The 3,178-nt window shown below is 46.2% G+C and carries 3 protein-coding genes; 2 read left to right on the top strand and 1 reads right to left on the bottom strand.

Annotated features, from left to right (window positions below; all coding sequences use genetic code 11):
• Positions 1–125: 125 nt before the first annotated feature.
• Positions 126–896 carry a hypothetical protein gene (locus RMO84_RS05655; RefSeq protein WP_310487500.1) on the top strand — a complete coding sequence of 257 codons (771 nt, stop codon included), beginning with the start codon at positions 126–128 and terminating at the stop codon, positions 894–896.
• 317 nt (positions 897–1,213) lie between these two features.
• On the top strand, positions 1,214–1,543 hold the full coding sequence (locus RMO84_RS05650) for an urease subunit beta (RefSeq protein WP_310487499.1): 330 nt from the start codon (positions 1,214–1,216) through the stop codon (positions 1,541–1,543).
• Positions 1,544–1,655: 112 nt separating this feature from the next.
• Here the strand turns inward: RMO84_RS05650 and RMO84_RS05645 are convergent, their stop codons facing one another.
• Entirely contained in the window at positions 1,656–3,095 is a 1,440-nt protein-coding gene (locus RMO84_RS05645) for a RecQ family ATP-dependent DNA helicase (RefSeq protein WP_310487498.1), read from the bottom strand.
• Positions 3,096–3,178 lie beyond the last annotated feature (83 nt).

The following is a 3,178-nucleotide window of genomic DNA, read 5'->3' as shown; positions in this document are numbered from 1 at the left end:
TGAAAGTGCGATCGAATTTATCGATCGAGATCGTGCAGTTGAGAAAGTAGCATAAGCCGATCGCCAAGCCAATAGCTGCTCATTCACAATGGAACGTAACCAAATGTGAATGAGAAAAATAGATTATGTACGGTAACATCGCAGTTTTTAATTCTGGATTGCTGTTTGTCGCTTTATTAGCTTTTGGTTTATTGAATTGGTTTCAGATGCCAGTTGGTAGTTTATGGGATTGGGCGATCGGGATTGGGATTTTTGAATGGACGATTTTAATCGTCACGGTACCCTGGAATATTTATTTCAAAGCTAAAGGGGTAGCCCAAACAGGACTAGAATCTCAGCTCCAAGGCATTGCTGTCGAAGCGCGCCAAATTCAATATGCTAGCGGTGTTGCGAAGAAGTCTTTAATTGTGGCGATCGGGTTGCATTTAGGTACGGCGATCGGCTTATATTATTTAGCTGCAAGTGGCATTACAGCATTAGGTTATTGGAGTTCTGTCGGCGTCTTGTTACTCACCTTATTGCGTCCGGCAATTAGTACCTACGAGTATTTAGCAGCTCGATTGAGTGCGATGCAAAATCAATTTATGTACCCACGTGAGGATATTTTTGAACTGCGGAATCGGTTTGGGCAGTTAGAAGAGCGGGTAGATCGATTAACGAACCAATTAGATCCTGATGAAGACACCTCTTGGTTGAGTCAACAAAATTCTCGCTGGGAAACCAATCGTGAAGACATCGCCAAACTAACGGTATCGATCGCTAATCTCAAAGCTACTAACGAATCAGAACACCAACGATTAGCCCAAGAAGCCAAACAAGCAATCTCGCAAATCACTGTCGATGGTCAATTTCTCGAACATGCGCGTGAATTAATTCGGTTCTTCAAAGAGGCGTAAGTTAAACCCGGTGAATCTGAATAATACATTACTAATTATCATTGGTATAATCGGACTGGGTGTTTGGATGTTATTCATAACAGTTATGTCTGTTATGGTAATAGTGCATGGTCGCGATCCAGATCCTGTGAGATTGCACTGGTTAGCTACTGCTAACTTTATGTGGCTACAGTTAATATTTTCTATTGCAGCGATTGGATTTGGTATTTACAATTGGCGACGATAATCTATGCCCAGATCTGACTAACGATCTGTGCTAAATTATCCAATATTAATAAGTAAATCTTCCCCTAATATTCAAGATCTAGAGCCTAATTATGATTCCTGGTGAAATTATTGCTAGAGCTGGTGACATCGAACTAAATATCGATCGTCCCATCCTCAAATTAACAGTTGCAAATACTGGCGATCGACCGATTCAAATCGGCTCTCACTATCATTTTTACGAAGTTAACGCGGCTTTACGATTCGTTGGCGAAGCCTGCCCTTTGGGAAGTCGAGAATCTACCAAAGGAATGCGTCTCGATATCCCTGCCGGTACCGCTGTCAGATTCGAGCCAGGAGATGAGAAACAAGTCCAACTAGTCGCGCTAGCTGGCTCCCGCGAAATCTACGGCTTCAACGCCCAAATCGAAGGCAGAATCTAAAATCTAGCGATCGACCACCTAGATCTGTAGGGGTGGGTTTATGCGATCGATTTAGCTGGTACTGAAAATTAGCGATCGAACCCACCCAACCCCACCATTGATGTTCAAATATTTATTGCCTACGACAGCGATCGCAATTACCGCACCGCCAGCCTGGAGACTTCGGTTTACAACCAAACGCTGTTAATAAATATTCCCAGCGACAACCAGCATATTTAATATAATTGGGCACGCCGCTAAAAAGTTGCTGCTGTTGTGCCTTTAATGACTGCCAATTAGGCGGCTTATCACTCTTGATTCGGCGGTAATTAAATGGCGTTTCCCAGACTAATGCATCCACACTATGCAAGAGGGATAACGCAATCGAGCTTTGGGGGAATTTCCGCTCGATTTCATTGACATCGCCACTGACTGGAAGTTGTTTGGCTAAAGTAGTTGTGAGATGGTAGTAGCGATCGATACTCTCGGTAAAAAACTTATTCCGTTGGCGATCTTCTGGATATAATAAACCCGTCGATTCGCACGCTAATAATAAAGCCTCAGATGGTTTGCCATCGCGTCCCGCGCGACCGATTTCTTGGATATATTCAGCAAGTAATACTGGTGGCTGAAAATGAACGATCCACCGGACTGCCGATTTATTAATCCCCATTCCAAAAGCGCAAGTACACACCACATATTGCAGTTTGCCGCTCAACCATTCGCTCTCGATCCGTCGCCGCGATTGGGGGCTTAACCCAGCATGATAAGCTGCCGTTTTGTCACCGCGTGCCGATAGCCAAGCGGCTAATTCCTCACTCGTGTCTCGCGTTCTGACGTAGACTAATCCCGATTGTCTGGGATACTTGTCGATAAACTTAGTCAGCTGCTCTTTTCGCCCCCGTGGCGTCCAGATTTGCTGGATAGATAGCTGAAGATTGGCACGGTGGGGATTGAGGATAAATTCGGCGGGTTTATCGAGTTGCAGAACGCGTTTGATTGTCTGCTGTGAGAGGGGGTCAGCCGTCGCTGTGAAGGCCGCGATCGAAATTTTGGTGTCAATGGGCTTATGCTGGAGTAGAGTGGCACGAATTGCCCCCAAGCGGCGATAGGTGGGACGAAAAGTTTCCCCCCAATGTACTAAGCAATGCGCCTCGTCGAGAATCAGTCGATCGATCTTGAGTTCTGGGTCGCATAATTTCGACCAGACAGCAGGCGTGAGTAGGGTTTCGGGTGAAAGATACAGCAGCCGCAATCGGCGATCGGACAAGGATTGCAGCGTCTGTTTGCGTTGGGCTGTGGGGATTTCGCTATGGAGCAAACCGACAGCTACGGCTTTCTCTGTTAATTCCTGCACCTGATTTTCCATCAAGGCAACTAGGGGCGATATGACTAAGGTAATGCCATCGCTTAATAATGCTGGCAACTGGAAACACAGGGATTTACCACCGCCAGTAGGCATAACAATCAGGGCATCGCGATCGGCAAGCAAACATTCGATGATTTCGCGTTGGGGCGATCGCAGCTCATCGTAGCCCCAAATCTGTTGTAATTTTGCTTGAATCCGATCCATCTAATTTTTGAAGCGGGGCGCGGGGAGCGGGGCGCGGGGAGTAAACGGAGGGTACCCACGAGGGGCATCCCTACAGATAACTT

This window comes from Chamaesiphon sp. VAR_69_metabat_338 (genome assembly GCF_031423935.1).
Classification (GTDB): Bacteria; Cyanobacteriota; Cyanobacteriia; order Cyanobacteriales; family Chamaesiphonaceae; genus Chamaesiphon.
Note: the sequence above shows the minus strand (reverse complement) of the source record. Positions and strands in the feature narration are given on the sequence as shown.